This window comes from Methylobacterium sp. J-030, assembly GCF_022829545.1.
In the GTDB taxonomy this organism is placed as follows: Bacteria; Pseudomonadota; Alphaproteobacteria; order Rhizobiales; family Beijerinckiaceae; genus Methylobacterium.
This window is the reverse complement of record NZ_JAKSYM010000280.1, coordinates 101,173-124,257: the sequence shown is the minus strand read 5'-3', so window position 1 is coordinate 124,257 and position 23,085 is coordinate 101,173. Positions and strand designations below refer to the sequence as shown.

The following is a 23,085-nucleotide window of genomic DNA, read 5'->3' as shown; positions in this document are numbered from 1 at the left end:
GCGCACGGCGCTTGGCCGTCGAGGTCGAGGATCACGGTCTGGACTACGCTGATTACGAGGGCGTGATCGCGTCGGGCAGCTACGGGGCGGGCGTTGTGCTGCTTTGGGACCGCGGCACCTGGGAGCCGGACGGCGACCCGGCCGTGGCGCTTGCGGCGGGGTCGCTCGCGTTTACGTTGCTCGGCGGAAAGCTGACGGGACGGTGGCGCCTCATGCGCATGAAACCGCGGCCCCGCGAGCGGCATGTCTCCTGGCTGCTCATCAAGTCTCGCGATGAGGTCGCACGCGCGCCGGGTGAGCCGGACATCCTGGAGGAGCAACCGCACTCGGTCCTGACAGGCCGCACGGTTGAAGAGATCGCCGCTGGGGCGGCCTGACGGGAGGAAGGCGCATGGACCAGAGGACCCCGTCCGACCTGGCGGACGACGCAGTCGCGGCCGCCCGGCAGGCGGCCGTCACTGCCGCTCGCCGCGCGAGCGAACAGGACCGCGACGACGGGTTCCCGGCGGAAGACGTCGCCGACCTCGGCCGCTTCGGCCTGCTCGCCGCGCCCATTCCCGCTGATGCGGGCGGCGTCGGCTTAGGTGAAGAGCCGGGCGCGAGCGACCTCGCCGTGGTGCTTCGCCTCGTCGGGTACGGCAGCCTCGCGCTCGGGCGCATCTACGAGGGCCACGTGAATGCGCTTCAGCTCGTCGCCCGGTACGGTACACCCTCGCAGCGGGCGCGCTTGTTCACGGATGCGCGCGACGGACACCTGTTCGGGGTCTGGAATACCGATCCACCCGGTGACTGCCTGAAGCTCGGGGATGACAACCGACTCCGTGGCGTGAAGACCTTCGCGTCGGGTGCTGGGTTCGTCACCCGAGCCCTCGTGACGGTCAAGCGCGGGCCGGGTGCCGCGCCGCTGATGCTGGTCGTGCCACTGGAATCCGGCAGCCGCGCCGATCTCTCTGGATGGCGCGCCCATGGCATGCGTGCGTCGGCGACAGGCACCGTTGACTTCGAGGACATCGCCGTCACCGCGGACGGGATCCTGGGCGGGTGGGACGACTACCACCGCCAGCCGGTCTTCTCAGGCGGCGCTTGGCGGTTCACCGCTGTGCAGCTCGGTGGCGTCGAGGCCGTGTTTGACGCGTGGCGCGGGCATCTCGCCGCGACCGGCCGCGGCGACGACCCGCATCAGCTCGCGCGCCTCGGCGAGGGTGCCATTGCGGTCGCGGGTGCGCGTCTGTGGGTGGAGCGTGCCGCACGGGTCGTCTCGGAGGACGATCTCGCCCCCGAACGCATCGTCGCCTTCGTGAACCTAGCGCGGCTAGCGGTTGAGAAAGCCGGCCTCGACGTGCTGCAGCTCGCCCAGCGCTCGGTCGGCCTGCAGGGCTTCCTGCGCGAGCATCCCCTGGAGCAGCTCTCGCGCGATCTCGCCACCTATCTGCGCCAGCCGGCGCCGGACCGGGCCCTCACTACCGCGGCGGCCGAGATCCTGGCGGGCACCGGCCTGGCCGGAGACCTCTTCGACGGGCGGAACGAGCGATGACGCGGTACGACCACTCCTTGCCGCCGAGCTACTTCGACGAGCGCTACGCCATCGATCCGGACCCCTGGCAGTTCGAGACCAGCGCCTACGAGCGGGCGAAGTACGCGGCCACGCTCGATGCCTTGCCGCGGGCCCGGTACGCCACCGCCCTGGAGGTGGGCTGCTCAATAGGTGTGCTGACCGAGGCGCTGGCCGGGCGATGCGACGCCCTCGCGAGCCTCGACCTGGCGGAGCGCGCCCTGGCGCGGGCTCGCGACCGGTGCCGGAATCTGTCGCATGTGCGGTTCGAACTCGCCCAGGTGCCCGGCCAGTGGCCGGACGGCACCTTCGACCTGATCCTGCTGTCGGAGGTGGTCTATTACCTTGATGCCGACGATGTGGCGCGCCTGGTGGATCGGGTCCGCGGCTGCCTGCGGCCGGGGGGCGACGTGGTGTTGGTCCATTGGACAGGCGAGACGCATTACCCACTGACCGGCGACGAGGCCGCTGAGCTTTTCATCGCCGGCGCCGGCGATTTCCTGCGTGTCCATGACCAGATCCGGTCGGACAAGTACCGCCTCGACGTGCTGGTGGATCGCGAAAGACTGTCATGACGGTCCTTCGTCATTCGACGTCGATGGCGACTCAGGTCTCCGGCGCCCGACGCCGGCGGCGGACTACGGAGGTGAATAAGTGGCCATGGACGACGGGGTGATGGAAGCTTCCTCGCTCATGACTGCCCCTCCGCCCAATAGGTGAGGCGGGACGGGGCACTCCTCAGTTGCGTGCGTTGCCGTCCCGCATCTGGCCCGTCGGCTCCTGGACATGGGCTTCAAGGAACCACAGGTGCTTGTCGACCGCGCGGGACACCTCCGTGAACAGATCGGCTGTGCCAGGGTTACCCGCCTCATCGGTCTCGTCGATGTTCTCGCGCACCGCATTGGCGTAGGCGGCGTAGCTGTCGATCAGCGCGGCGATTTGGTCGGCGATGGCGTAGATGCCGGTCGGGTAGGGCGGCAGCTTGGTGCGCTCGGCCACCGCCTGCGTCGAGCCGAAGGCCGTGGCGCCGAGCTGGACCGCGCGCTCCGCGACGCTGTCGTTGAACTCGTCGAGTTCCGTGCGGAACCCGTCGAGCATCTCGTGGACGCCGATGAACTGCGGGCCCTTGAGGTTCCAGTGCGCCTGCTTGATCGCCAGGGCGAGGTCGATGCCGTCGGCCAGCCGGGCGTTGAGGGCCTCGATCGAGACCTTCTTGGCGTTCGAATCGGTGTTGTTGCGGGTCTTATGCGACCGCGGGGTGCTGCTGGTGCTGGTGTCGGCCATGGTCTCGCTCCGTGAGCTTGAAAGGTTCGGATGCGAAAGTGCCGATCGGGCCTCAGGTTCCCGCAGACGCTATGGGTCCACGGGAAGGCAGGGGGCGCAACGGGCGCATACCGCCCTAGCGACGGCGCGTGCGCGCGGTCCAGACGGGCCGGCTGCCACGCGGTGTGGCGTCGCTCACCTGCATCTGCGACAGCTCGGCCGCGCGTGCCGAGATCCAGCCGGCGTGTTCGGCCACCGGGGTCACCGCGGTGAAGCCGCCGCACGCGGTCCGGCGGGCGCCCTGCTGCAGGGCTCCGCTCGACCAGCTCACCACGCCGACGATCCGGTAGCCGCCGGGGCCGCCGGAGAGGATCGGGCCGCCGGAATCGCCCAGGCACGCGCCGGCCCCCGAGGTCTCGGCCATGCGCCGCCGGTCGGTCACCACGGTCACCCGGTTGGCGACCTGCAGCGAGCCGATCGAGACCAGATGCGCCAGCCGCAGGATGCGGGCCGAGCCGCGCCGGTTCTCGGCCACCACGCCGAAGCCCGCGATGTCGACCGGCTCGCCGGTGGCGATCGAACCGGCGCTCCGCGGGTCGAGCGGCGCGAAATCGGGGCCGAGGGGGTGTTCGAGCTTGAGCAGCGCCAGATCGACGCCGGGCTGCTCCTCCGGCGTCGTGCCCGGCACGAAATCCGGATGCATCGTCGTGGCGATCACGGCGGCCCGGCGCTGGCGAAACCCGCGATCGACGCCGATCACCGAGTAACCCGCCGGACGCATCACGCAGTGGGCGGCGCTGAGCACGAGATCGGGAGCGATCAGCGTGCCGGAGCAGATCTCGCCCTCCGTGCTCTCGATGCGGACGACGAAGCTGCGCGCCCCGTCCGGATCGCGGGTGGTCGTGCCGTTGATCACGGCGGATGCGGGCGCGGGGACCTGGCCGGCCAGCGCCCCGAGCAGCGCCGCGCCCAGCAGGCCGCCCCCGAAGCCGCCGCGCGCGGGACGCTCGCGGAGGCCGGCCTTGCGGAACGGGCGAGGGAACATCGGGGACTCCGGGGCGCGGTCGGCGCGGGTGACGCGCCCTCGACGCGCGGGCGGCAAGGGGCGAGCCTAGAGCAAGCCAATGCCCTGGCCAAGCTGAGGTTCCCTGCGGATCCGCTCCGTTCGCGGGCCCGGTGCGCCGGGCGTCGCGCCGGGCCCGTGCCGTGATCGCGCGGCGATACAGGGGGCGCCGATCGCGACCTCAGGCCGCGCATCCGCGCCGATGCGCAGGGGTCTGCGTCGAATGCCGCAGATGCAGGAAACGATACGGTAGCCCTACCGTGCTATGAACAAGGACACGACCGCTTGGTGCCGATAATGGGCGTTCCGACGATTGATCGACGGGCGCGGATCGTCACAGGCCTGTCGATCATGATCACAGCATGTCTCTCGGATAAGATCATCAGGGCATATCCTTGACGAACGTCCTGATCGCAGAGGCCGGACCGAGGGACGAAGATCATGATCGGCTTGCTGATGGCGGCCTTGGCCGGCTTCATGATGAGCTGGTTCTTCCGATTCGACTTTGTTGTCCTTGCTTGTGTGGTTTTTCTCCTCGCCGATATCGCGCGCGTACTATCGAAAGGACAGTTTGCGCTGGCGGATCTCCTGATCCTGTTCGCCTATCTGTCGGCTTTGCAGGGCGGGTTCATGCTCGGTGCTTACCTCAAGCACCGGCGCCCCGGCGGGGGTGGCTCATAGCCACCAGATCAGACTGCCGCGCAGATAGGAGGCCGCCGCCCATAGCAGGATGGCCGCCGTCGCGAGCGTCAGGCCCAGACCCAGGCGTTGTCGGCGAGTCAACATGCGTCGCGGGTACCTCGGGGCTCGCGCGTCTCGGCGTGCGCGATCGCGCCGACGCGTGCACGCCCCCGGCGATAGGGGTGCGGACCGGTCGATGCGCGACCTCGGCCTCGCGCCGACCCACTATTCCCGAGACCGTCGAGCGATAGGCCTGAGGTTCGACAGGACCAGTGCGGTCATCGATTAGTATTCGGTCGCGCGGTTTCGCGGGCGATGCAGACTGCGCAGGGGCCGCGCATCGCCCTGAGGCGCACTACTCGGTCCAGCGCGCGCTCCGACCCCATCCGTCCAGCACCTGATCGATCCAGCCGCGCTGCGGCCCGACCAGCACGCCCTGGGTGAGGCCGCCGCAGGCCCCGCCGACCCAGGCGGCGAGCGCCCGCACGGCTCCGTCCGGCCCGGCGATCGGACCGCCGGAATCGCCCTGGCAGGCCCCGCCGGCGCCGCCCTTGAGCCAGACCAGGATGCGGCTCGGCCCGTAGGGCTCGATCACCGGCAGGGTCAGGCTGCGATAGGTGCCGGTGGAGCGCGGGTCCCCGGGTTTGGCGGCGCCGTAGCCGCCGAGGGTCAGGTCCTCGCCCGCCCGCGTCGGCGCGGCGCTCAAGGCGACCGGCGCGAAGCGCGGCGGCAGCGGCGTCGCGGTGCGCAGGAGCGCGAGGTCGATCGAGCGCCGCCGGGCCTTGGCGGCGCCCGCGTCGTAGCCCGGATGCACGGCCCGCGCCGCCACCGCGATCAGGACCGGCGCGCCGGCCTCGTCGCGGAAGTGGACGCGGTGCTGCGGCGCGTCGGCGAGGCAGTGGCCGGCGGTGAGCACCGTGTCGGGGGCGAGCACCACGCCGGTGCAGACGCCGCCCTTCGAGGACAGGACCATCACCGCGCCGCCGGCGGGCGCCTCGGCCCCGCCCACGATGGCGCGCGCCGGCCCGCCCGCCAGCGACAGCGCGGCCGCCGAGGCTGCCAAGAACACCGCGATGGCCGCCGGGCGGCGCTTCGAGACCAGCATCGGACCACGCTTGAGAGGGACGCACCATGATCCCGTTACGCATCGATGCCGCCGCCGTCGAGCCGGTGAGCGTGGCGGAGCTGCGCGCCTACCTGCGCTTCGACTCCGACGACGCCGCCGCCGAGGATGCGCTGCTCCAGGCGCTGATCACGGCGGTGCGCGCCAGCCTGGAGATCGAGACCCGTCGGGTCCTGGTGCCGGGCCGCTACCGGATCGCGCTGTCTGCTTGGCCGCCGGACGGGCAGGTGCCCCTGCCGCTGAGCCCCCTGGGGGCGGTCCTGCGCGCCGGGCTCGCGGGGGCCGACGGCGTGATCGCCCTGGCCGAAGGGCTGGTGCGCCTCGGCCCGGACCCGATCGAGGCGCCGTGCCTGCTCATCGATCCGTGCGTGCCGGACCCCGCCGGGCGCACGATCCTGATCGAGGTCGCGGCCGGGTTCGGCGGCGACGGCCCGCCCCTGCCGGCGCCCCTGCGGCTCGCGATCCTGCGGCTGGCCGCCGCCCGCTACGAGCACCGGGGCGACGAGGCGGACGCGGTCCGCACCGACGCCGCCGACCTCGCCGCGCCCTTCCGCCGGATGCGCCTGTGATGGCCGGCACCGGAGACCGCCCGATGGCCCTGACGCCCCGTCACCTGCCGGTCGGCGCCCGGCGGCGGCGCTTCGTGCTGGAACGCTCCCTGGAGGAGCCGGACGGGTTCGGCGGCGTGCTGCGCCGGTACGTCGCCGGCCCGGTCCTGTGGGGCGCCCTGGCGCCCGCCGGGATCGTCGACCGGCCGGAGGGCGGCCGGACCGACACATTGCCCGCCTACCGCATCACCCTGCGGGGCCGGGCCGACCTCGACCCGACCATGCGGCTCGCGGCCGGCCCCCGCCGCTTCGCGATCCGCGCCGTGACCGAATCGGACGGGCGCGGCCGCGATTGCGTCTGCCACGTCGAGGAGCTGCCGCGGGGGACCCTGCCGTGACCGATCCGAGCCCGCTCCTGGCGCTGCGCGCCGGCCTGATCGCGCGCTTCGTCCCGGATGCCGCCCTCGCCAAGCTCCTGGGCGGCCGCGTCCGGCTCTACGACGAGCCGCCCCGGGGCGTGCTCCCGGTCTATGCCCTGTTCGGCGATGCCCGGATCGAGGACGATGCGGTCGATGGCGCCGAGCGCCACCGCCACAGCCACGAGATCGCGGTGATCGCCCGCCCCGGCTCGGTGCGCACCGCGCTGGACGCCGCCGAGCGCATGGCGGCGCTGCTCGCCGACACCGCGATGCCGCTGACGGGCTGCCGCCTCGTCACCCTGCGGGTGCGCGCCATCAAGGCCCACCGCGATACCCGGACCGGCGAGGCGCGGGCGAGCCTCACCGTCGAGGCCGTCACCGAGACCCTTTGAGGAGCCGGCTGGCCCGGCAGCGCGGCCCCTTTTCCCGGACAGGTGGAGCGACAGCGGAACCTGATCCGGGATCCAGCACAGGACTCGTCGCGCAGCGACGCGGACGGGGACGTGACGCGGACGCTTCGCGCAGTCCCGCGCTGGATCCCGGGTCGCATTCCGCTGGCGCTCCATGCGCCCGGGAAAGGGTCCCACGGGGCCGGCGATCGTCGCGACGTTTGATTTTGCGAGGCAGGAGGAAGCGGATGGGCGCGCAGAAGGGCAAGGACCTGCTGATCCGGGCCGGGGACGGCGCGGGCGGCTTCGTGGCGGTGGCGGGGCTGCGCAGCCGTCAGATCACCTTCAACGCCGAGACCGTGGATGTCACCAACGCGGATTCCGCCGGGCGCTGGCGGGAGCTGCTGGCCGGGGCCGGGGTGCGCCGGGCCGCGATCGCCGGCTCCGGCGTGTTCCGCGACCAGGCCTCGGACGCGCGCCTGCGGCAGATCTTCTTCGACGGCGCGATCGAGGTCTTCCAGATCGTGGTGCCGGCCTTCGGGATCCTGGAGGGCCCGTTCCAGATCGCGAGCCTGGAATACCGCGGCGACCATGCCGGCGAGGTCACGTTCGATATCAGCCTCGATTCGGCGGGCGCGCTCGGCTTCGCGGCGATCTGACGCCATGGCGAACCGGATCCGCGGCGCGGTCCCGCTCGACCTCGGCGGGCGGCGCTACACCCTCTGCCTCACCCTCGGGGCGCTGGCCGAGCTGGAAGATCTGCTCGGGGCCGGCGATCTCACCGGCCTCGCGGCCCGCTTCACCGCCGGGCGGCTCTCGGCGCGCGACCTGATCGCGCTGCTCGGCGTCGCCCTGCGCGGCGGCGGCCATGATCTCGACGACGCTGCTGTGGCGGGGCTGCCCCTGGCGGGCGGGCTCGAGGCCGTCACGGCAGCCCTCGCGGCGGTGCTCGCCGCGGCGTTCGGGGAGGCGCCGGTTCCGGCAAACCCGCCGCAGGACCGCTCCCGATCACCCCATGACACGGGACGCGACAGTCGCGCGCCGACGCCCCCGGCGGTCGCGATCGGCCCCTCTCCCGCACGGGAGTGGGGAGCCGTGCCTCGCTCGGGGACGACGGCATCCCCTTCGGCGCAGCGCGCTTCCGGGCCGGAGCCGGATGCCCCGGCCCCGGCGTGGAGCCCGGCAGCCTTCCCCTGGGACGACGCCCTGGCCCTCGGCCTCGGCGTGCTGGGCTGGCGCCCCGGCGACTTCTGGTCGGCGACCCCGCGGGAATTCGCTGCCGCCCTCGGCCGGCGCGCCCGGCCGGAGGCGCTGAGCCGAGGCGCCTTCGAGGACCTGCTCGCCGCCTATCCCGACCGGACCTGAGACGGGGCTGAACGATGGCCGATACCGACGCCGACACCCAGGATGCCGCGCGGGTCGAGCGGCTCCAGACCCTCGACCGGCTGGCCCAGAACTTCGGCCGCAGCCTCGACGCGGCGCTGATCCGGGGCGCCGCCTCCGGGCGCAGCCTCGACGGCGTGCTCGGCATGATCGGCACACGGCTCGCCGGCGCGGCGACCCGGGCGGCGGGGGGCGCGATCCAGTCCGGGGTCGCCGGCCTGATCAACACGGTGCTCGGTGCCGGTTCGGAGACGGGTTTCGCCCGGGGCGGCGTGTTCCGTGGCGGCCGGGTGCAGCCCTTCGCGGCGGGCGGGGTGGTGGCGGCGCCGAGCTACTTCCCCATGGCGGGCGGCACCGGGCTTATGGGCGAGGCCGGGCCGGAGGCGATCCTGCCGCTGGCCCGCGGCCCGGACGGGCGCCTCGGCGTCGCGGCCGGCGGGGCCTCGGCGCGGCCGGTCGCGGTGAACGTCACCATCGCCACGCCCGATCCGGCGGCCTTCCGCCGCTCCGAGGCGCAGGTGACGGCGAGCCTCGCCCGGGCGGTGGCGCGGGGCCAGCGGGCGACGTGACGGCCGGGGACGCCGCCCCTCTCCAACCGCAGGGACCGCCATGGCCGACGACTTCCACGAGGTGTTGTTCCCCCTCGACGTGTCGCTGCGCGCGGGCGGCGGCCCGCAGCGGCTGACCGAGATCGTCACCCTGGCCTCCGGCCGGGAGCACCGGAACGGACGCTGGGCCGATTCGCGCCGCCGCTACGATGCCGGCTTCGGGCTGCGCGGCCTCGACGCGCTCCACGCGGTCCTGGCCTTCTTCGAGGAGCGGCGGGGCCGGCTCTACGGCTTCCGCTTCCGCGACCGGGTCGACGGCCGCTCCGGGCCGCCGGGCCGGGCGATCGGCCCCCTCGACCAGCCGATCGGCACCGGCGACGGCGCGACCGCGACCTTTCCGCTGGTGAAGACCTACGGGAGCGGCTTCGCCCCCTACCGCCGCCGGATCGCCAAGCCGGTGGCCGGCAGCGTCCGGGTCGCGGTCTCCGGGCAGGAGGCCGGGCCCGGGGCCTTCGCGTGCGATCCGACGACCGGCCGCGTCACCTTCACGCCCGGCCACGTCCCGGCCGCCGGCGCCGCCGTCACCGCGGGCTTCGCCTTCGACGTGCCGGTCCGCTTCGACACAGACGAGCTCACCATCGACCTCGCGGCCTTCACGGCGGGCGAGATTCCCCGGGTGCCGCTCGTCGAGATCGTGCCCTGAGGGAACACCCATGCGCGACATCCCGGCGGCCTTCGCGGCCCATCTCGCGGGGGGCGTGACCACCCTGTGCCGCTGCTGGTCCCTGCGGCGGCGGGACGGGCTCGCCCTCGGCTTCACCGACCACGACCGCGACCTCACCGTCGCGGGCCTCGTCCACCGCGCCCGGACCGGCCTCGACGCCGCCGAGGCCAGCGCGGAATCCGGCTTCGCGGTCTCGGGGGGCGACGTCGCGGGGGCGCTGAGCAGCCTCGGCCTGACCGAGGCCGACATCGCCGGCGGCCTCTACGACGGCGCCGCCGTGGAGACCTGGCTGGTCGACTGGACCGATCCCGGGACGCGCCTGCTCCTCGACCTCGCCACGGTCGGCGAGGTGCGCCGCGAGGGCGACGCCTTCGTGGCAGAGCTGCGCGGCCTCGCGCATCGCCTGAATGCGGAACGCGGGCGCACCTACCGCGCCACCTGCGGGGCCGATCTCGGGGACGGGCGCTGCCGGGTCGACCTCGCCGCCTGGCGAACCGCGGGCCGCGTGACCGGCGTTCCGGAGCCCGCCACCGTCACGGCGGCGCTGGCGGGGGATTTCCCTGACGGCCTGTTCACCGGCGGCCGGCTCGCCTGGACCGGGGGTGCCAATGCCGGGCACGCGGCGGATGTGCGCCTCCAGCTCGGGGGCCTGATCGAACTCTGGACCGCGCCGCCCCGGCCGGTCACCGCCGGCGACGGCTTCACGCTGACCGCCGGCTGCGACAAGCGCCTCGCCACCTGCCGGGACCGCTTCGCCAACACGATCAACTTCCAGGGGTTTCCGCATATGCCCGGCAACGACACGGTGATGGGCCCCGTGCCGGGCTCGGACCACGTCCTCGACGGCGGGAGCCTGTTCCGATGAGCCCGATGCGGCGGCAGATCGGCCAGGAGATCGGTGTCGCGGCCTTGGGCGAGGCGCGGCTGTGGCTGGGGACGCCCTACCGGCATCAGGCCTCGCACCGCGGGGTCGGCTGCGACTGCCTGGGCCTTCTCCGCGGGGTCTGGCGTGCGCTGTACGGCGCGGAGCCCGAGGCGGTGCCGCCCTACGCGAGCACCTGGGCGGAATCGGCCGCCCCCGGCACCGACCCGCTCACCGAGGCGGCCGCCCGCCATCTCGTGCCCGTGCCCGGCCCCCTGGCGGTGGCCGCGCCGCGAATCGGCGACGTGCTGCTCTTCGCCTTCCGACGCCACCTGCCGGCCCGCCACTGCGCCATCGCCACCGGCGACGGCGCCATGATCCACGCCCATGACGGCGCGGTCGTCGCCGAGGTGGCGCTCACCGGGTGGTGGCGGCGGCATGGGACGGGGGTGTTCCGGTTCCCGGAGGTCGGCCCGGACCCGGCTCACCGGGATCCTGCCGCGACCGTCAGCGCAACGCCCGGTGCGTCATCGATCCTGTGGACGGTCCCGTGACGGCGCTTCGCGCCCGGGCGTGGCGTCCTGGGCGAGGCCGTCTGCGGCCGGATCGGCGGGCGATGGCTGGATGCGGGTGCACCGGCCGCGCCGCTTCACGGGAGGCACCGGCTTCGGCCGGGGCACCGTGGCGCGTCTCCGGTCGGGAAAAGACGGGCCCCGAGGCCGAAGCCCCGGGTTCTGTTGCTAGGCGTGCCCACGCCCCGGAAGATTACGCCGCGAGGCGCATCTCCATGCCGACGTTGTCGTTGGCATTTAGAGTTTTGGTCAGGTGCTCGGAACGGGGGTTGCCCGCGCCGAACCGGTCGAGTCCTTACCGAAAGCCGCATCTTATCCTGCCGAAGCAGGCCAGAACTCGCGATCCCTTTACCGCCCAGTCGAACCTGTTTCACCCCCACGAGAAGCACCCTGGCAGCGCACGATCCGCAACGCCGGACAGCGCGCCCTGATCCCCGTGCGGTATCCGGGGCAGGATGCTTCTGGTGGAGGCGCCGGGTACCGCCCCCGGGTCCTGAAGCGTTATTATGAACCGGTCATCAACCTCGCGGGCATCTTACGCCAAAGCGAGGGCCGGGTCCACTCGCCCAGCATCGAGTCCCGCCGCGCCGCCGCGCGGCGCTGATTCCGTCTGCGAGACGATGTCCCCCACGGAGCCCGGCCATGGCGACACTGATCCTGTCCTCGGCCGGGGCGGCCGTGGGCACGGCCCTTGGCGGCCCGATCGGCGCCGTCGTCGGGCGCACCCTGGGCGCCGTCGCGGGCGCGGGCCTCGACGGCGCGCTGGTCGGCTCCGGACCGCAGACGCGCTTCGTCCAGGGGCCGCGGCTGGCCGACGTCGCCGGGCTCACCTCCACCGAGGGCGACCCCATCCCCCGGGTCTACGGCCGGGCGCGGATCGGCGGCAGCCTGATCTGGGCGACGCGCCCGCTCGAAGTCGCCAACACCACGGTGCAGCGCGCCGCCACGCCCGCCAAGGGCATGGGCGCTCACAGCGGCGGCCAGAAGACCGTGACTACGCGCTACGCCTATTTCGCCAACCTCGCGGTCGGGCTGTGCGAGGGGCAGATCGCCCTCGTCCGCCGGATCTGGGCGGACGGCAAAGAGATCGATCAGGTCGGCCTTACCATCCGGGTCTACATCGGCAGCTCGGACCAGGCGCCCGACCCGCTGATCGTCGCCAAGGAGGGGGCCGATAACGCGCCCGCCTATCGCGGCCTCGCCTACGTGGTGTTCGAAAACCTGCCGCTCGCCGATTTCGGCAACCGCATCCCGCAATTCGCCTTCGAGGTGATCCGCCCGATCAACGGCCTGTACGGCCGGATCCGCGCCGTCGAGATGATCCCCGGCGCCAGCGAGTTCGGCCTCGATCCGGATCGCGTCACAGTCGATCTCGGCCTCGGCCGGACCGAGCTCGCCAACCGGCACCAGCTCCAGCGTGCCACCGACGTGCTCGCCTCCCTCGACGCACTCCAGGCCCTGTGCCCCAACCTCCGGCGGGTCGCCGTGGTGGCGACGTGGTTCGGCACCGACATGCGGGCCGGTGTCTGCCGGGTGGTGCCGAAGGTCGAGGCCCGGCAGAAGCGCGCCCTGCCGGCGGATTGGAGCGTCGCCGGGATCACCCGCGCGGATGCCGAGGTGGTCTCGATCCTGCCGGACGGCAACCCGTCCTATGGCGGGACCCCGAGCGACGACGGCCTGACCCGGCTGGTGGCCGAGCTGGTCCGGCGCGGCCTGGAGGCGCTGCTCTATCCCTTCGTGATGATGGATGTGCCGGCCGGCAACGCGCTGCCCGATCCGCGCGTGCCCGGGGCGACCCAGCCGCCCTTTCCCTGGCGGGGCCGCGTCACCTGCGATCCGGCCCCGGGCGTTCCGGGGAGTCCGGACGGGACTGCCGGGGCCGACGCGCAGGTCGCGGCCTTCTTCGCCAACGGCTACACCGCCGAGATCCTGCACTACGCCGACCTGGCGGAGCGGTGGGCCGCCAGGGGCGTACGGATCGCGGGCTTCGTGATCGGCAGCGAGTATATCGGGCTGACCCGGGTGCGGGGCGCCGCCGGCTACCCGGCCGTGCAGGCCTTCCGGGCGCTGGCGGCGGCGGTGCGCAAGTGCCTCGGCCCGGGCGTCGCCCTGGTCTACGGCGCGGACTGGACCGAGTACGGCGCCCATGTCCTGAACGGGGGCGCCACGATCCGCTTCCCCCTCGACGATCTGTTCGCCGATCCCAACATCGCGGCGGTCGGGATCGATTGGTACGCGCCGGTCTCCGACTGGCGCGACACGCCCGACCACGCCGATGCCGCGGCGGCGGGCGACATCTACGACCGCGCCTACCTCAAGGACCGCGGCGCCTCCGGCGAGGCCTTCGACTGGTACTATGCCGACGCAGAGGCCCGCGCCGCCCAGGACCGCCGCCCGATCACCGACGCCGCCGTGGGCAAGCCCTGGCTCTTCCGGGTCAAGGACCTCGTGGCGTGGTGGTCGAACCGCCACGTCGAGCGGGACGGCGGCGTCGAGACCTGGGCGACCGCCTGGGTGCCGATGGGGAAGCCGATCTGGCTCACCGAGGTCGGCGTGCCGGCGGTGGACAAGGGCACGAACGGGCCCAACGTCTTCCCCGACCCGAAATCCGTCGAGAACGCCTACCCGCCGGAATCCCGGGCCCTGCGCGACGAGCTGATCCAGCTCCGGGGCCTGGAGGCGGTGATCGCCCGGTTCGACCCGGCGGTCCCGGGCTTCCGGGAGGCCGACAACCCGGTCTCGCCGGTCTATGGCGGCCGGATGGTCGACCCGGCCGGGATCTTCGTCTGGGCCTGGGACGCGCGGCCCTATCCGGCCTTCCCGACCGTGCGGGGCGTCTGGGCCGATATCGGCAACTGGCGGGTCGGCCACTGGATCACCGGGCGGATCGAGGGCTGCGACCTCGACCTGCTGGTGCTGAGGATTCTGTCCGATTTCGGCTTCGACGCCCCGGTCTCCGTCGAGGCGGCGGCCTATCTCGACGGTTACGTGGTCGACCGGCCGCTCTCGGCGCGGGGCGCCCTGGAGACCCTGGCGCAGGTCTACGGGCTCGACGTCTCGGCGGTGGCCAGCCGGCTGCACCTGCGCGGCCCGCGCCGGGACCGGCCCGTGGTGCTGGACGAGGCCGACCTCGTCCGGCTCTCCGCGGAGAAGCCCGTGCTGCGCCAGGTCCGGGCCGAGGAGAGCGCCCTGCCGCGCTCGGTCGAGCTCGGCATCACCGAGTCCGAGAGCCCGGATTACCGCCGCGCCACCGCGGCGGCGGTGCGGCCCGTGGGCGAGCGGCGGCACGAGACCCGGATCGAGGCCGCGATCGTCACCCGGCGCGAGACCGGTGACGGCCTCGCCGAGGCCATGCTCGACCGGATCATCGCGGCCCGCGACAGCGCGGTCTTTACCCTGAGCCCGCGCCGGGTCGAGCTGGAGCCCGGCGACCTCCTGGCGGTGCCGGCCGACGTCCCGGGCGGCACGGTGCTGCGCAAGATCGACCGGATCGACGACGCCCCCACCGGACGCCGGATCGAGGCCAGCGGCGTGCCGCCCCGGGGCGGGCCGGGGCGCGGCCTGCCGCGCAGCATGGCGCTCCCCGGGGTGGCGCCCCCGTCCTTCCCGGGGCCGCCGCTGGCGCTCGCCCTTGACCTGCCGGTGGACCGCGGCAGCCCGACCGTCCTGCAATCCCTCGCGGTGGCGGCCGAGCCCTGGCCCGGGACGGCCGCGATCTGGCGGGCGGAGGGGGCGGGGCCGCTCGCGCTCCAGGGGCTCGTCGATTATCCCGCCTGCCTGGGCCGGACCCTGTCGGCGCTGCCGGCCGGACCGCTCTGGCGGATCGACCGGCACCGGCACCTCGACGTTACCCTGCGGCGGGGCGGGGCGCTCGCGTCGATCGGCGAGCACGCGATGCTGTCCGGCGGCAACCTGTTCGCGCTGATCGGCCCGGACGGCGCCGTGGAACTGCTCGGCGCGGCGAACGCGGTGCTGACCGGGACCGACACCTTCCGGCTCTCGGGGCTCCTGCGCGGGCTCGCGGGCAGCGAGGACGCCGCCGGCCGGCCGGTGCCCGCCGGCAGCCTGATCGTGCGCCTCGACGACGGCGCGGTGGCGCCGCTGGTCGACCGGCTCGACGCGGTCGGCCGCGCCTTCCGCTACCGGATCGGGCCGGCGGGGCGCGATCCGGGCGACCCGGCCTTCACCGAGCTGACCGCCACGGCCGGGCTCGCCGCCCTGCGGCCGCTGCGGCCGGTCCACCTGCGGGCGCGCCGCACCGGGCAGGGCGTGCTGCTCTCCTGGATCCGGAGGGTGCGCCGGGACGGCGACGCCTGGGAACCCGCCGAGATCCCGCTCGACGATCCGGAGGCCTACGCGATCACGGTGTTCGCCAGCACCGGCGCGGCCCTGCGCACGCTTCGGGCCGAGACCCAGCAACGCCTCTACGCCGACGAGGCAGCCGATTTCGGCGGCCCGCAGCGCAGCCTCGACGTGGCCGTCGCGCAGGTCGGCGCCGTCGCCGGCCCCGGCCCCGCCTGCCGGGCCCGCATCCCCGTCCGTTCGGCCTGAACCCGGAGCCGCCGATGTCCGATGTCACGCCTCACCTCGGCCTGCCGCTGGTCGCGGCGAGCCAGGCCCAGAAGCACGTCACCCACAACGAGGCGCTCGGCCTTCTCGACGCCCTGGTCCAGCTCGCGTGTCTCGACAAGGACCTGACCGCGCCGCCGTCGAGTCCCACGGAGGGCGACCGCTACCTCGTGGTGACGTCGAACCCCGGGGGCGCCTGGGCGGGGCTCGCGGGCCAGGTGGTGCGCTACGCCGACGGCGTCTGGACCGGTGCGGTCCCGCGGGCCGGCTGGTTCGCCTACGTGATGGACGAGGCCGACCTCTACGTCTTCGACGGCGCGGCCTGGACGAGCTTCCGCCGCACCCTGGCAACCATCCAGAGCGTGACCCGCCTCGGGATCAACACGGAGGCCGACGCCACCAACCGCCTCGCCGTGAAGGCGGACGCGGCGCTCCTGACCTGGGACGACGCCACGCCCGGCTCCGGCGACATGCGGATCACCGTCAACAAGAAGGCAGCGGTCCGGGACGCGGCCTTCGTGTTCCAGACCGGCTACGCGACCCGGGCGCTGTTCGGCACCCTCGGCGGCGACGACGTCGTGCTCAAGACCTCGCCGGACGGCGCCGCCTTCACCACCGCGCTCACCGCCGCCGCGGCGACGGGCATCGTCGCCTTCGCGGCGAGCCCGACCGCGCCGACGCCGGCCGCCACGGACAACTCGGCCCGCCTCGCCACCACGGCCTACGCCGACCGCGGCGACGCGGCCGCCGTCGCCCGCACGCCGGTCAAGGACGCGGCCTACACGATCCTGCCGGCCGACCGCACGGTCGCGGTGGTCGCGCTCACCGCCGCGCGAACCCTCACCCTGCCCCCCGCCGCCGCCTACCCGCCGGGCGTCACCCTCGTCGTGGTTGATGAGAGCGGGGCATGCTCGGCCGCCAACACCCTCACGCTGGCCCGGGCGAGCGCGTCGGACGCCGTCAACGGCCTGCCGGCGGTCTCGCTCGCGGCGCCGTTCGCCTACGCGGCGCTCCAGAGCAACGGCGCCACCCGATGGACGCTCGTCGACCTCTCGACCGCGAGCCTGGCGCAGCAGGCCTCCGATGCCGTGGCGATCACCGGAGGGAGCATCACCGGCACACGGATCGGACCCGCGACCCTCAGCCGCTGGAGCTACGCCAACACTCCGGGCGCCTTGGGCGCCGGCGGCTTCGTCAACCTGTGGGCCTATGGCACCACGGATGGCGGCGCGAAGGGCGCCTCCCAGCTCAAGCTCGGCGCCCCCGGCTCGGCCCCCAACCAGCGGGCCTCGGTCGCCTTCTACGCGACCTTCGACAACTTCCCCGCCGATGCGGGTCCGCGCCGGACGGCGGACTTCATCGCCGGCTTCGCGTCCGACGGCAAGTACGGCGGGAACACGAACGGGACCTGGGGGAGCGAGTACCTCGCCCTGAACGTCGGGATGGCCGGCTGGAACAACGACGACGAGAGCCTGGGCACGGAGGTGCTGCGGCTGACGGGCGGAAACACCGGCCATGGCGGCGTCGGCCCGATGGTCCTGCCGGGTACGGACAACGCGATCGGCCTCGGCGTCGCCGACCGGCGGTGGTCGACGGTCTACGCGGCCACGGGGGCGATCAACACGTCGGACGCGGGCGAGAAGGTGGTGCTCGGCGAGCCGGACCCGCGGGTGTTCGACGCGATCCTGGCGGTGCCGCTGGTCGCGTATCGATGGGCGGAGGCGGTCGCGCGCAAGGGGCCGGACGGGGCGCGCCTCCATTACGGGGCGACCGCGCAGGCGGTCCGCGACGCGTTCCTGGCGCACGGCCTGGACCCCTGCCGATACGGCCTGTTCTGCGCCGACGATCTGACCCCGCGCACCGTCGATCCGCTCCTGATCGGGCCCGAGCGGGAGGCGGCCGAGCGGGAGGCCGCGGCCCGGCCCGCGCGGTGGCGCTACGGCCTGCGCTACGACCAGTTCGACCGCCTGCGCACCGAGGCCGTCCGCCGGCTGTGGGCGGGCAAGGCCCCGTAGGCGACGCCCGCCCCGGCGGCCGACGGCACCGCCCGTTCCGCCGGCCCGCGGCCGCGTCACCCCCCGCCAACGTGGAGACCGTCATGACCGCACCCCTCGCGCGGGCGACCTTCTTCGCCCATGTCCGCGCCGCCGGCCCGTGCGGGCCGCGCCTGTCCCAGGTCGCGGTCGACGGTCTTTCCGCCCTGCTCGACGCCTGGGACCGGCTCGGCTGGCCCGCCGACCCGCGGCCCGTCGCCTACACGCTGGCCACCGCCTGGCACGAGTGCCGGCTCGACCTGTCGATCCGCGAGGACGGCCTCGGCCGCGGCCACCCCTACGGCGTGCCGGTCGACGGCCGAGTCTATTACGGCCGCGGCGCCGCCCAGCTCACGTGGTACGACAACTACCGGACCTTCGGCCGGCGGCTCGGCCTCGACCTCGTGGGCGATCCCGACCTCGCGCTGGTGCCAGCGACGAGCGCCGCGATCCTGGTGATCGGCGCCCGCGACGGGCTGTTCCGCCCCGGCCACGCGCTCGGGCGGTACTTCGCCGCCGACACCGACGACCCCGTGGGCGCGCGGGCCATCGTCAACGGCGACGGCGCGAAGAACGGGCCGCGGATCGCCGGCTATCACCGAAGCTTCCTGGCCGCCCTGCGGGCCGCGCTCCCGGCCGACGCGCCCCCGATCACCGCCGCCGCCGGGCCCGACCCGCGGCCGGCCGCGTGGTGGCCGCGCCTGCGCGACACCATCCGCCGCAACATGCAGAAAGGCACCTGACCATGGGCTTCCTCGCGCTCCTCCCCGCGCTGCTCGGCGCGCTCGGACCGATCCTGGCGACGGTTCTGCCCGATGAGGGCCAGCGGCTGCAGGTGCAGCTCGACCTGCAGAAGGCCCTGATCGCGCAGCAGGACGACCTCGGCCGGGCCATGGCCGAGGTGATGAAGGCCGATGCCGGCTCGGAGAGCCCGCTCGCCCGCAACGCCCGGCCGATCACGGTGCTGTGGGCGCTCTCGATGATCACCTGGGTCGGCGTCGCCGCGCCGATGCTCGGGCTTCAGGTCGAGGTGGTGGCCGCGCTGAAGGGCGTGCCGGCCGAGCTGTGGTCGCTGCTCACCGTGGGCATCGGCGCCTACATGCTGGCGCGCTCGGTCGACAAGATCGTCCCGCAGATGGTGGGGCCGAAGGGGTGAGCGCCGAGAACCTTGGGAACGCATCGATGATCGAAGACGCCCCGCCGCGGGGGCGCGCGACGCGGGTGGGCGGCGGCGGGCGCAGGAGCGGAGCCATGGCGGACGCGCTGCCCGAGTGGATCGGGCGCCTGATCGAGCGGGTCGAGGCCACGGGCCGTCAGATGGACGCGCTCGGGGGCAAGCTCGACCGCATGGACGAGAAGCTGGAGGGCGTGGCCTACCGGCGGGACATCGAGCTGTTCGTGGCGCGGGACGAGATCGAGCGGCGGATCGACAAGGCGGTGGACGGGGCGAAGCTCGAGGCCGCCAGGGGGCTGGCAGAGGTCAACGGGCAGGTGCGGGTGCTGTACCGGATCGGCTGGGGCTTGGCCTCGGCGGCGCTGCTCGCGTTCGGCGGAGTCATCCTCGCCCGCGTCGGCCTGTCGGCGCATTGAGGCATGATGTTCGGCTTGGTGCGGCGCCTCGCCGGCCCTCTCGGCTATCGACCCCGCAAGAAGAAAAACCAAATCAGGATGAGGACGGGTATCGGAACACCCAAAAGCCACAACAGGCTACCTGTCAGCATGTCTTACTCCTTAAGTTGAATGAACAACCCTCCGGCTTCCGCGCCTGTTCCGGGACACCGCTCCCGCGTGCTTGAAGCCCGTTCCGTGCCGTTGCCTCGTTGCTTGAGACGAGAACGCGCGTGGGCGCTTCGGAACAGGACCCGTCCGTCGAACGCTCCGGTTACCGCTGTGGCATACGCCTGATCGAATCGACGTTTTCCGGTGATAGGTCCGCTTCGAGACTTCCGCGCCGGCGCGCCGCACCGGGCTTGGCATCCTGGCGCTCCGCAACCGGCGGCGGCTTGTGGGCAACCGATCCGGTGGCGGCGGGTCCGTCGCGGTCGGGCCAATCCTCCACCCTGAGGGCCTTGGCGGGCTTCTGGTCGCCACAGCCGTCGCAGACCGACACCAACCAGGACTGCCACAGGCCGGTGGTCCTCTCCTGCACCGACTCCGCCCGCTCACGATGCGCGGAGGCCAGGGCGACGGTATCCAGATCCGATTGCCGCTTCGCCGCCGCCGCGGGTGAGGCCGATTCGCGTTGGCCGACGTGCGCGTCCGACTGGTCATCACGTCGCTCGGGCTCACCCGACGGGCGGATTCTCAGGGCCAGCGCATCGGCCGCCGCCGGCGCGGTCCCGCAGCCGACGCAGACCGTGGCGGCGATCGCATCATCCGAAACCTGCTCCGGTGTCGGGCGCTCGATAGGCGCGGCCGAAGTCGGGCTCGCATCGCGGGTCGACGGTTTGGTCTGCCCAACGGCGGTCGTGTTAAGCGCTTTCTCGGTCGACAGTGCGTCTGGTGCAGTAAACGTTTGATCCGTCTGTGCGAATACCGTGCCGATCGGCAGCGAGCTGACCAATGACGTGGCGATCAGGGTTCGGATTGCTGTCATGGCGTCCTCCCTGACAGGGCAATCACTCAGATTGCGTCGGGTTCAATACCGATTGCGAAATCAATATTCGCGGACGGTATGGGTGAGCGCGGCCGGATCTCATGCACGGGCTTCCGCGGCCTCGCGTGAAGCCAGGCATGAACGATGGGTCGGACGACGGTCGCGTCATCGGCCACCGCCTTTGGCCCGTACACGGGCGGACTACCGCCCCAAGAGCCGAACTGCCGCCGTTACATCAGCGGATCATCAGTAACCAAGCCGCGCAGCTCCGTAACCTTTGCGGTTGCAACTGTAAATTTTGTGGCGAGACTGTGGCTTTCGATCGGCGAGACGGAGGCTGACATGCGGTGCGGATCGGTCTGGCTGGCTCTGGCTCTGTCCACATCCTCGGTCAGCGCAGCGCCGCGACCGCCGGCCTATTATCTCGCCGAGGACGCATTCAACACGCGCTACGATCTCCGCGAGCGCGTCATCGCGCAGACGATGCTGATCGGCGCGGGTTACCAGAACGCCGTCCCCACCGAACGCTTCACCCAACGCACCTTCAACGCGATTCGCGACTTTCAGATCGCAAACGGCCTGACGCCGTCCGGAGGCTTGGACACGGCGACGTCGGACAAGTTGTTCACCGTCGCGCGGCCCATGTTCAACCTGTGGTCCTTCCGCCAGATCGGCCATCCGGTGCGGGGGATGCCGATCTGGATGCCGCAGGGCATGGGCCTGCGTCCTTACCCTAATAAGAACGGTCTAACCTATCGCGACGCGAACGACCGCTTCCAGGTTTCCTACAACTACTTTCCCGGAACGACGCCGGAGGTCGTATACGGCGGTCTCTTGGACAAGATGCGCGGAAACGGCACCGTCATCCACTATTCGGTCATCAAGGATGGCTGGTTCGTCATCTCGGCGACGACGGGCGAGGGCGACGACGAGTATGTCCGGTATCACGCGGATGGCAACGGCATCCTGGGCTTCGCGGCCTTCTGGAACAACGCGAAGGGCGTCGTGAACGGCGAGCGGATCGCCATCCTCATGTCGGCCTCACTCGGTTCGATGATGAACGGCCGTCCCTTTGTCGAGCCGCCCGGCTTCCTGGAGGAAGCGCCTGCGCCCGTCGCGGCGGCACCGGCCGTCGTGCCGGTGAGCCGGCCGGATCCGACCGTCATCCCGCCGGCGCCGAAAGCGCTCGCCCCTGCGCCGAGCCCTGCCGCGCCGCCACCCGTCGCCCAGGCCAAGCCGGAGGACAGGATCTCGACCGGCAGCGGGTTCTTCGTCGATGGGCAGGGTCGGTTCATCACGAACAACCACGTGATCGACACGTGCAGGGATGTCGTCGTGTAAACGCCGGACGGTCAGATCCGGCTGGCGAGCGTCAAGGCGACGGATGCCGCCAACGACATGGCTCTGGTTCAGGTCGCGGGCGCCGAGGGTCACAAGTTCGCGGCGCTGCGGCTTGGCGCCCGACTGGGCGAGGGCATCGCCACCTTCGGCTACCCGCATCTCGACATGCTGGCCAACACCGGCAACTTCACCCTGGGCAACGTCACCGCCCTCGCGGGCGTGAACGACGATTCGCGCTTTTACCAGATCTCCGCGCCCGTCCAGTCCGGTAATTCCGGCGGACCGGTGCTCGATAATTTCGGCAACGTGGCTGGCGTGGTGCAATCGAAGCTCAACGTCCTCAAGGTCGCGATCGCGTCCGGAGACTTTCCGCAAAACATCAACTTCGCCATCAAGGGCGCGATCCTGGCTTCATTCCTTGAGAGCAACGGCGTAGCGGTCACACCCGGCGCGATCACCGGGGCGAAGCTCGATCCGGCCGATCTGGCCGACGCCGCGAAGGCCGTCAGCGGACTTGTGGCCTGCCGGTGAGATCCTAGCCCAGGCTCGAGCCACGGCGCGATCCGCGTGCCGGCATTCGCGCGGGTGCGTCCCGGCCCGCGTTGCGGCCTGGACCTTCGCCATCCGAACGCCCGAGGTCGAAGTCGGTCCCGATCGCGGCACGGCGTCGGTGCGAGCGCCCGCCTGTCCGACGGTCGGCAGACGCTGACCGATTCGGGCGCTCGACCCGTGCGCGCACCGGTGCCACGCGATCACGCGCATTTGCGCGCCGCGCGCAGCAGCCTCGGTCACGCCCCTGCCGCTTTTGCCCCGCCAAAAACCTTCCGGCCGGGACGCGCCCGCAGGGGAACCGAGCGCGGCCTCAGCCGTAGTGCCGGCACGATGTCGTCCGCACGCCGATTGCCAGCCCTGCACCTGCCCGATTGCTCCACCGCGGGACGTCAACGGCTACGTATTCAGGGCGCATTCAGTGCCCCCGGCCCACATCTGCCACCAATGCGCTACGTCATCGCCCTCGTCGCCATCAGCCTGACCGCCGCGGCCCTCGCCGCGGGCGGCCTCGGCTCCATGGCCGACGACGGCCAGACCCCGCAGACGGGGGCCGTGTCCGGCCACGCGACGCTGCGGGTCGAGACCTGCCTGTCGCCCGCCGACATGCGCGAGGAGGTCGGCGAGCGCCGGGTGATCCCGCCCGTGGCGGCGATCCGTGCGGCCCGCACGGTGATCCCCCGGGCCGAAATCCAGCGGGCGAGCCTCTGCCGTTACGAGGACAACCTCGTCTATATGCTGACTGCCTTGCGCCGGGACGGTCATTTCGTGCACGTCATCGTGGACGCGCGCACCGGTAGCGTGGCCGGTCAATATTGAGCGGGCGCTCGAGCGTCATCCCGGACGGTGGTCGCCGGCTTTCGGAATGAT

At 72.7% G+C, this 23,085-nt stretch carries 24 protein-coding genes, 1 other RNA gene and 2 pseudogenes; 22 read left to right on the top strand and 5 right to left on the bottom strand.

Going from position 1 to position 23,085, the window contains the following annotated elements:
• The 3 genes from MKK75_RS20870 to MKK75_RS20860 form a co-directional block, all read left to right on the top strand.
• The coding region (locus tag MKK75_RS20870) for a DNA polymerase ligase N-terminal domain-containing protein (RefSeq protein ID WP_279594014.1) at positions 1-377 on the top strand (377 nt) is incomplete at its 5' end.
• Between the two features lie 14 nt (positions 378-391).
• Positions 392-1,534: an acyl-CoA dehydrogenase family protein gene (locus tag MKK75_RS20865; RefSeq protein ID WP_244044427.1), complete on the top strand. Its 1,143-nt coding sequence runs from the start codon at positions 392-394 to the stop codon at positions 1,532-1,534.
• The gene (locus tag MKK75_RS20860; protein WP_244044426.1) at positions 1,531-2,127 is read left to right on the top strand and encodes a class I SAM-dependent DNA methyltransferase; all 597 of its coding nucleotides are present in this window, start codon (positions 1,531-1,533) and stop codon (positions 2,125-2,127) included. The genes MKK75_RS20865 and MKK75_RS20860 overlap by 4 nt, the downstream gene beginning before the upstream one ends.
• A gap of 163 nt (positions 2,128-2,290) precedes the next feature.
• Here MKK75_RS20860 and dps read toward each other — a convergent pair whose 3' ends face one another.
• On the bottom strand, positions 2,291-2,836 hold the full coding sequence (gene dps / locus MKK75_RS20855) for a DNA starvation/stationary phase protection protein Dps (protein ID WP_244044425.1): 546 nt from the start codon (positions 2,834-2,836) through the stop codon (positions 2,291-2,293).
• Between the two features lie 115 nt (positions 2,837-2,951).
• Positions 2,952-3,860 carry a S1 family peptidase gene (locus MKK75_RS20850; protein ID WP_244044424.1) on the bottom strand — a complete coding sequence of 303 codons (909 nt, stop codon included), beginning with the start codon at positions 3,858-3,860 and terminating at the stop codon, positions 2,952-2,954.
• Between the two features lie 459 nt (positions 3,861-4,319).
• On the opposite strand from MKK75_RS20850, the gene MKK75_RS20845 reads away from it, so the two are divergent.
• Entirely contained in the window at positions 4,320-4,559 is a 240-nt protein-coding gene (locus MKK75_RS20845; protein ID WP_244044423.1) for a hypothetical protein, read from the top strand.
• Between the two features lie 355 nt (positions 4,560-4,914).
• Here the strand turns inward: MKK75_RS20845 and MKK75_RS20840 are convergent, their stop codons facing one another.
• Positions 4,915-5,664, bottom strand: coding sequence for a S1 family peptidase (locus MKK75_RS20840; RefSeq protein WP_244044422.1), 750 nt, complete (start codon positions 5,662-5,664; stop codon positions 4,915-4,917).
• 26 nt (positions 5,665-5,690) lie between these two features.
• Here MKK75_RS20840 and MKK75_RS20835 point away from each other — a divergent pair, with 26 nt between their 5' ends.
• The 10 genes and pseudogenes from MKK75_RS20835 (at position 5,691) to MKK75_RS20790 (ending at position 11,109) form a co-directional block, all read left to right on the top strand.
• Complete coding sequence (locus MKK75_RS20835) at positions 5,691-6,251, top strand: hypothetical protein (protein WP_244044421.1); 561 nt, start codon at positions 5,691-5,693, stop codon at positions 6,249-6,251.
• A 23-nt stretch (positions 6,252-6,274) separates the two neighbouring features.
• The gene (locus MKK75_RS20830; protein ID WP_244044420.1) at positions 6,275-6,628 is read left to right on the top strand and encodes a head-tail adaptor protein; all 354 of its coding nucleotides are present in this window, start codon (positions 6,275-6,277) and stop codon (positions 6,626-6,628) included.
• Positions 6,625-7,041 (top strand): DUF3168 domain-containing protein, encoded by a 417-nt coding sequence (locus MKK75_RS20825; protein ID WP_244044419.1) that lies wholly within the window; start codon positions 6,625-6,627, stop codon positions 7,039-7,041. Before MKK75_RS20830 ends, MKK75_RS20825 begins: the two co-directional genes overlap by 4 nt.
• Positions 7,042-7,286: 245 nt before the next feature.
• Positions 7,287-7,697, top strand: a complete 411-nt coding sequence (locus MKK75_RS20820; protein WP_244044418.1) for a phage major tail protein, TP901-1 family — start codon at positions 7,287-7,289, stop codon at positions 7,695-7,697.
• A 4-nt stretch (positions 7,698-7,701) separates the two neighbouring features.
• A pseudogene (locus tag MKK75_RS20815) lies at positions 7,702-8,028 on the top strand (gene transfer agent family protein); the annotation flags it as partial.
• Between the two features lie 105 nt (positions 8,029-8,133).
• Positions 8,134-8,403 (top strand): phage tail assembly chaperone, encoded by a 270-nt coding sequence (locus MKK75_RS36145; RefSeq protein WP_244044432.1) that lies wholly within the window; start codon positions 8,134-8,136, stop codon positions 8,401-8,403.
• A 14-nt stretch (positions 8,404-8,417) separates the two neighbouring features.
• On the top strand, positions 8,418-8,990 hold the full coding sequence (locus MKK75_RS20805) for a phage tail tape measure protein (RefSeq protein WP_244044417.1): 573 nt from the start codon (positions 8,418-8,420) through the stop codon (positions 8,988-8,990).
• Positions 8,991-9,030: 40 nt separating this feature from the next.
• Positions 9,031-9,672 (top strand): DUF2460 domain-containing protein, encoded by a 642-nt coding sequence (locus MKK75_RS20800; protein WP_244044416.1) that lies wholly within the window; start codon positions 9,031-9,033, stop codon positions 9,670-9,672.
• A 10-nt stretch (positions 9,673-9,682) separates the two neighbouring features.
• The gene (locus tag MKK75_RS20795; protein ID WP_244044415.1) at positions 9,683-10,558 is read left to right on the top strand and encodes a DUF2163 domain-containing protein; all 876 of its coding nucleotides are present in this window, start codon (positions 9,683-9,685) and stop codon (positions 10,556-10,558) included.
• Entirely contained in the window at positions 10,555-11,109 is a 555-nt protein-coding gene (locus tag MKK75_RS20790) for an NlpC/P60 family protein (RefSeq protein WP_244044414.1), read from the top strand. Before MKK75_RS20795 ends, MKK75_RS20790 begins: the two co-directional genes overlap by 4 nt.
• Positions 11,110-11,287: 178 nt before the next feature.
• Here the strand turns inward: MKK75_RS20790 and ssrA are convergent.
• Positions 11,288-11,669, bottom strand: a transfer-messenger RNA (tmRNA) gene (ssrA, locus tag MKK75_RS20785).
• A gap of 100 nt (positions 11,670-11,769) precedes the next feature.
• On the opposite strand from ssrA, the gene MKK75_RS20780 reads away from it, so the two are divergent.
• From MKK75_RS20780 to MKK75_RS20760, 5 genes are all read left to right on the top strand, one after another.
• The gene (locus MKK75_RS20780) at positions 11,770-15,678 is read left to right on the top strand and encodes a glycoside hydrolase/phage tail family protein (RefSeq protein WP_244044413.1); all 3,909 of its coding nucleotides are present in this window, start codon (positions 11,770-11,772) and stop codon (positions 15,676-15,678) included.
• 14 nt (positions 15,679-15,692) lie between these two features.
• On the top strand, positions 15,693-17,711 hold the full coding sequence (locus MKK75_RS20775; RefSeq protein WP_244044412.1) for a DUF2793 domain-containing protein: 2,019 nt from the start codon (positions 15,693-15,695) through the stop codon (positions 17,709-17,711).
• A gap of 83 nt (positions 17,712-17,794) precedes the next feature.
• Positions 17,795-18,472 carry a glycoside hydrolase family 19 protein gene (locus MKK75_RS20770; RefSeq protein ID WP_244044411.1) on the top strand — a complete coding sequence of 226 codons (678 nt, stop codon included), beginning with the start codon at positions 17,795-17,797 and terminating at the stop codon, positions 18,470-18,472.
• A gap of 2 nt (positions 18,473-18,474) precedes the next feature.
• Complete coding sequence (locus tag MKK75_RS20765) at positions 18,475-18,885, top strand: 3TM-type holin (RefSeq protein ID WP_244044410.1); 411 nt, start codon at positions 18,475-18,477, stop codon at positions 18,883-18,885.
• Between the two features lie 26 nt (positions 18,886-18,911).
• Positions 18,912-19,319 carry a hypothetical protein gene (locus tag MKK75_RS20760; protein ID WP_244044409.1) on the top strand — a complete coding sequence of 136 codons (408 nt, stop codon included), beginning with the start codon at positions 18,912-18,914 and terminating at the stop codon, positions 19,317-19,319.
• A 292-nt stretch (positions 19,320-19,611) separates the two neighbouring features.
• Here MKK75_RS20760 and MKK75_RS20755 read toward each other — a convergent pair whose 3' ends face one another.
• Positions 19,612-20,325 carry a hypothetical protein gene (locus MKK75_RS20755; protein WP_244044408.1) on the bottom strand — a complete coding sequence of 238 codons (714 nt, stop codon included), beginning with the start codon at positions 20,323-20,325 and terminating at the stop codon, positions 19,612-19,614.
• A gap of 144 nt (positions 20,326-20,469) precedes the next feature.
• On the opposite strand from MKK75_RS20755, the gene MKK75_RS20750 reads away from it, so the two are divergent.
• The 3 genes and pseudogenes from MKK75_RS20750 (at position 20,470) to MKK75_RS20740 (ending at position 23,034) form a co-directional block, all read left to right on the top strand.
• Positions 20,470-21,666, top strand: a complete 1,197-nt coding sequence (locus MKK75_RS20750; protein ID WP_244044407.1) for a peptidoglycan-binding domain-containing protein — start codon at positions 20,470-20,472, stop codon at positions 21,664-21,666.
• A gap of 12 nt (positions 21,667-21,678) precedes the next feature.
• Positions 21,679-22,197: pseudogene (locus tag MKK75_RS20745) on the top strand (serine protease); the annotation flags it as partial.
• Between the two features lie 465 nt (positions 22,198-22,662).
• Positions 22,663-23,034, top strand: coding sequence for a PepSY domain-containing protein (locus MKK75_RS20740; protein WP_244044405.1), 372 nt, complete (start codon positions 22,663-22,665; stop codon positions 23,032-23,034).
• Positions 23,035-23,085 lie beyond the last annotated feature (51 nt).